The organism is Pontibacterium sp., from assembly GCF_041587635.1.
In the GTDB taxonomy this organism is placed as follows: domain Bacteria; phylum Pseudomonadota; class Gammaproteobacteria; order Pseudomonadales; family Balneatricaceae; genus Pontibacterium.
Genome location: NZ_JBFGYC010000485.1, coordinates 1 through 3063, shown reverse-complemented (window position 1 = coordinate 3063; position 3063 = coordinate 1). Strand labels below are relative to the sequence as shown.

General features: G+C 49.2%; 5 protein-coding genes. 2 read left to right on the top strand and 3 right to left on the bottom strand.

Annotated features, from left to right (window positions below; all coding sequences use genetic code 11):
• Window positions 1–231: outer membrane protein assembly factor BamE (locus ABYW01_RS17890; RefSeq protein ID WP_372835423.1), on the top strand; the 231-nt coding region annotated here is incomplete at its 5' end.
• A gap of 35 nt (window positions 232–266) precedes the next feature.
• On the opposite strand, the gene ABYW01_RS17885 is transcribed toward ABYW01_RS17890, so the two are convergent.
• The 3 genes from ABYW01_RS17885 to ABYW01_RS17875 form a co-directional block, all read right to left on the bottom strand.
• Complete coding sequence (locus ABYW01_RS17885; protein WP_193951461.1) at window positions 267–566, bottom strand: RnfH family protein; 300 nt, start codon at window positions 564–566, stop codon at window positions 267–269.
• A gap of 15 nt (window positions 567–581) precedes the next feature.
• Entirely contained in the window at window positions 582–1010 is a 429-nt protein-coding gene (locus ABYW01_RS17880; RefSeq protein ID WP_372835420.1) for a type II toxin-antitoxin system RatA family toxin, read from the bottom strand.
• A 110-nt stretch (window positions 1011–1120) separates the two neighbouring features.
• Window positions 1121–2488, bottom strand: coding sequence for a sodium-dependent transporter (locus ABYW01_RS17875; RefSeq protein ID WP_372835418.1), 1368 nt, complete (start codon window positions 2486–2488; stop codon window positions 1121–1123).
• 190 nt (window positions 2489–2678) lie between these two features.
• Between ABYW01_RS17875 and smpB the strand changes: the two genes are divergently transcribed.
• Window positions 2679–3063, top strand: a 385-nt coding sequence (smpB, locus tag ABYW01_RS17870) for an SsrA-binding protein SmpB (RefSeq protein WP_372835415.1), incomplete at its 3' end; no start/stop codon positions are given.

The window sequence follows — 3063 nt, the reverse complement described above, 5'->3', positions numbered from 1 at the left end:
GTCACCCAAGAAATGGTTGACCAGTTACGCCCTGGAATGACCCGCAGCCAGGTCCGCTATGTTATGGGGACACCTTTGCTAACCGACACCTTCCATGAAGATCGTTGGGACTATATCTACACAATGCAAGAAGGCAAAGGCGACTATAGCCGCAAAAATCTGACCGTTGTTTTTACAAACGGCACACTCGCTGCAATTAGCGGTGACTACCGTCCTGATACCACCAACTAAGCAACGACCCTCTTCAGTTTTCTGAAACGTGCAGTTTATTCAGCGTCTTTCTTCGCTTTCATTTTAGCTGCGCGTTTTGCTCTTGCCTCCTTTGGATCTGCGATCAGTGGTCGGTACAACTCTACTCGCTGACCTTCCTTCATAATCGTATCCTTTGGATTGCGAATAGCTTTACCAAAAATCCCCATAGGGATCGTCTCGGGATCGATCTCCGGGTATGTTTCCACTATACCGGATCGAATCACCACATCGTAAGCTGAACAGTCTTCCTCGACCTGCAACGCAATAATCTTCTGATCATGCGGTAATGCATAAGCTACTTCTACTCGGATCATGAAAATACCTGTCGGTTAGTAGATCTCGTCAGAACGGGTCACAAACGCCTCAACCATTGTGGTTGCCGCCTGATTAAACACACGCCCCATCGCCAGCGAAGTCAGTTTACCGGAAAAGTCGAACGACAGATTCAGTTCAACCTTTGAAGCTTCATCACTTAGCGGTGTAAATGTCCACACACCGGATAGTGAGGAGAATGGTCCATCCACGAGCTCCATCGTCATCTCTTGTGGACGCGTCAGACGATTGCGGGTGGTAAAACTATATTTCAAACCACCTTTCGACACATTTAGTGTCGCAACCAGCTCCGTTTCTGTCCGGCTGATGAGATCCACCGACGCACACCAAGGTAAGAACTGGGGATAATTTTCAACATCATTCACCAGATCAAACATCTGTTCTGCAGTGTGCAGAACCAAAGCGCTGCGATCAACCTGTGTCATCTCACGACCTCTGAAAATAATTCGCGGCTGATTATACGTGATTCCGCCGCTTTTTCACGAGCGACTAAGGCAGAAGGCGGTTACCTGATGATAACCGCCGATCGAACAACTTAACCGACTAGCTTCTGGTACAGATTAATCGCGAAGATAATCGATACCGCAACCGGTGCGATAAACCGGATGGAGATATACCACAGGTAAAAAACGGTATTCTCTTCCATCGCCAATTCATCCAGGCTGACCTTCTTCTTAACAAACCAACCCGCAAACAATGAAATAAAGATCCCGCCCAATGGCAGCATGATATTTGCTGTCGCAAAGTCCAGGAAGTCGAAGGTGTTCATCCCAAAGATGGTGACGTCAGACAGGAAGTTGAATGACCCCAATGCCAGAATACCCAAACCCCATACGGTGAGCGCCAGCAACACACAAGCCACTTTACGCGACATGTTGAAGTTCTCAACAAACCAGGCTGCTGCTGGCTCCATCAGAGAGATTGCAGACGTCCATGCCGCCACGCCGATCAGTACGAAGAATAGGAAACCAAACAACTGGCCACCTGCCATCTGACCGAATGCTACCGGCAAGGTAACAAACATCAGGCCAGGGCCTGCACCTGGGTCCAGCTGATTCGCAAACACGATAGGGAAGATAGCCAGGCCTGCCACCAAAGCAACCAGCGTATCCATCGCTGCGATGGTCATCACCGTACCGCCAATGGATGCTTTTTTAGGCATGTATGAACCGTATGCCATGATCGCCCCCATACCCAGAGACAGGGTAAAGAAGGAATGGCCCAGTGCTACCAGCACGGCATCCCACGTCAGCTTACTGACGTCAAACTTGAACAGGAAATTCCAGCCTTCCGCAAAATGACCGGTATTCATGGAATAACCCAGCAATAGCAGCAACAGTACAAACAGTGCAGGCATCATGACACGCGTTGCCCGCTCCAGGCCTTTATTTACACCACCAGCGACAACCGCCATGACCATAACCACAAACACGGTGTGCCAAATCATCAGGCTCTGCCAGTCACCCAGCAGGTTATTGAAGATCGCTCCCGCCTGCTCACTGCCAACCCCAACAAAGTCACCTTTACCCATACCGGCGACGTAATACAGTACCCAGCCAGCAACGACAGAATAAAAGGAGAAGATCATGAAGCCGGACATGACGCCCATCAGGCCCACTAGCGACCACTTACCACTATGGCCAGACTCCTTAGCAACCTCACGCATGGCATTAATTGGGCTCTGCCGGGCACGACGACCCACCAGCACTTCGCCCATCATGATCGGAACACCAACTAATAGGATGCAGACCAGATAAACCAGAACGAAAGCGCCACCGCCGTTCTCACCTGTAATGTACGGGAACTTCCAGATGTTACCTAAACCAACAGCGGATCCAGTTGCTGCCAAAATAAAGATCCAGCGGTTCGCCCAGGAACCATGAATTGATTGTTTCTCTTGCATTGCGGTCTCTAATTTAGTGTCGAGAGTTTCGTATAGTGCACAAAGTTTCGACATTGTTCATATCCTGATCGATCTTGCAACGAAAACTATACGAAAAACGGGTTATTTAGTCATAAATCAACAACGCCCTGTAAGAAACATAGTTTCCTGCGGCTTTCCTTGCACCCTGCACCCCGATATAATCGCCTCCATGGCAAAAAAGAAGAAAGCAAAAAGTGGTGGCAGCACCATCTGTCAAAATAAGAAGGCACGTCACGAATATCATATTGATGATAAATTCGAGGCGGGTCTGTCTCTGGCCGGATGGGAAGTAAAAAGCCTACGTGAAGGACGTGCTCAACTCGTCGACTCCTACGTCATTCTGAAGAATGGCGAAGCTTGGCTCATGGGTGCACACTTCACACCGCTAAAAACCGCCTGCACACACGTTGTCGCAGATCCTAGACGTGAGCGTAAGCTACTGTTGCACCGTCGCGAAATCGATAACCTTGCTGGTGCTATTCAGGCCAAAGGTTATACCTGCGTTGCGCTTGCCCTTTACTGGAAAAATGATCGCGTAAAATGCGAAATTGCTC